General features: G+C 47.9%; 4 protein-coding genes. All 4 read right to left on the bottom strand.

What is annotated here, in order from left to right:
• Nucleotides 1-150, bottom strand: a 150-nt coding sequence (locus AC1DUA_RS35420; protein ID WP_477504200.1) for a VOC family protein, incomplete at its 3' end; no start/stop codon positions are given.
• A 69-nt stretch (nucleotides 151-219) separates the two neighbouring features.
• Nucleotides 220-621 (bottom strand): DoxX family protein, encoded by a 402-nt coding sequence (locus AC1DUA_RS35425; RefSeq protein ID WP_477504197.1) that lies wholly within the window; start codon nucleotides 619-621, stop codon nucleotides 220-222.
• Between the two features lie 97 nt (nucleotides 622-718).
• Nucleotides 719-1,162, bottom strand: coding sequence for a MarR family winged helix-turn-helix transcriptional regulator (locus tag AC1DUA_RS35430; RefSeq protein ID WP_477504198.1), 444 nt, complete (start codon nucleotides 1,160-1,162; stop codon nucleotides 719-721).
• A 432-nt stretch (nucleotides 1,163-1,594) separates the two neighbouring features.
• The coding region (locus AC1DUA_RS35435; protein ID WP_477504199.1) for an ATP-binding cassette domain-containing protein at nucleotides 1,595-1,955 on the bottom strand (361 nt) is incomplete at its 5' end.

A 1,955-nucleotide genomic window follows, 5' to 3' on the forward strand; every position in this document is an offset into this window, starting at 1 on the left:
GTAGAGATGATACACTTCCGGTGCGTCGAAGTTGATGGTTTTTTTGACCAGACGTAAACCCAGAATACCCGCGTAGAAATCTACAGTTCCTTGTGCGCTTTGAACGAAAGATGTTATATGATGAATACCTGCTGTTTGTTGTTGTGTCATTTGAATACACTCCTCTATATTAGTTTTATAGTTAGTTTTAGTTATGTCCTGCCCTGTACAGAAAGAATCTTAGAATAATAATGCATCAATCGAGTACGCGCCAGCTCCGATTAGGGCTACACCTACAACAACCGCAAGCAGCAGAAGATTGTACTCATAACCGCCGGTTGTGTTCCAGTAGCCATTTTTACCGTGTACTTTGGCAATCGCCATCACCATCGTCAATGCAATCAGCAAGGAAGCAAATACGGTACCTAAACCCGCTGCGAACAATAATCCTCCTGCAAACTCCATCAAACCAGCCACAACCGCCATTGCTACACCAGGCTTAATGCCAATGGACTCCATCCAACCACCCGTTCCTTTCGGACCGTAGCCTCCGAACCAACCGAACAATTTCTGTGAACCATGGGCCATGAAACTGAGTCCCACAACCAAACGGATAATCAGCAATCCCAATGCGATGCTCATAAGTAATCTCCTCCATTTCAAATTTAAGAATCTTTAATTTAAGATATTTGATAAAAGCTAAAGTAGTTACTCCTCCTTATGAGGACAAACTACTCTTCTATTTGAATCCGTCCTGGGCGAACTTGCCGAGCTTTTTTAACAATTGACTAGCGACCTTCTTCTCTTCCGCAGTAAGACCAGCCACAGCACTCTCAATCACTCCAATATGCTGAGGAAAAACTTCTTCAATAAATTGCTTGCCCTGAACTGTAATTTCCGCAAAAACAAGTCTTCGGTCTTCCGTAGATGTCCGGCGGACAACAAACTCTTTCTTCTCCAACTTATCGACCACGTAGGTGATATTTCCGCTGCTCATTAGCACCTTGGAGCCGATTTGTTGAATGGGCTGCGCTCCTTTATGGTAGAGAAGCTCCAGTACGCCGAATTCAGTCCGGTTCAATCCATGCTTGCGGATGTCGCGGTCGCCGTGTGCGTTGACCCACTCGCTTGCTCTGGAAAGTGCGATGTAGAGATCCAAGGAATCATTTCGCATTTCGCTCATTAGGTTCACCTCATTTCGTCGTTTGTTTTGTTTGTGTTTAATGTCTTGAATTAAAGATACTTTAATTAGAGATAAAAGTCAACACCTGATTTTAGAATTGTTGTCTGTTCGCCAAGGTCCTTCATGTAGCGTCTCGGATGCGCGCGGTCCAATCTAACGGACTCCAATGCCGCTATTCTCCCGATTCGCCTCCATATTGTAGAGCTATCGGACTGTGGAGCCGTTATCTACCCTTTTTATCGTTGTTTTGGGTGAAATCAGCGTATTAACGGGCCCATGTGTCCGTTAAATTCTAATTCAACCCCAAAACGAGTAGATAACGTTATCTCAGTCCGTTAGCTTCAAGCTCCCGTGCCAGACATTTCCTGCGTGAACAAACACCCCATCTTTCTTCAGAAAGATGGGGTGTTCCTGTGTTCCTGTGCCCGAATCCTAACCCACCACAGCCGACTCGCCCTTCTGCAGCTGATACATCTTCGCGTAGCGGCCATTCAGCGCCATCAGCTCATCATGATTGCCGCGCTCGGCTATCTCCCCGCGGTGCAGCACAAGAATCTGATCCGCATCGCGGATCGTAGACAGCCTGTGCGCGATGACGAGGGTCGTGCGCCCTTCGCTGACAACCTTCAGCGCCTGCTGGATCAGCCCTTCGGTCTCGCTGTCGATGCTCGCTGTCGCTTCGTCCAGTATAAGGATGGACGGGTCGAAGGCAAGCGCTCGCGCGAACGAGATGAGCTGCCGCTGCCCAGAGGACAACGTGCTGCCGCGCTCCACCACTTGCTCATCGTAGCCA

The organism is Paenibacillus sp. 01T422 (assembly GCF_056398785.1).

Excerpts from the sequence above, each read along its gene's own strand:
- AC1DUA_RS35425 (WP_477504197.1), bottom strand. The coding sequence starts at position 621 with ATGAGCATCGCATTGGGATTGCTGATTATCCGTTTGGTTGTGGGACTC.
- AC1DUA_RS35430 (WP_477504198.1), bottom strand. The coding sequence starts at position 1,162 with ATGAGCGAAATGCGAAATGATTCCTTGGATCTCTACATCGCACTTTCC.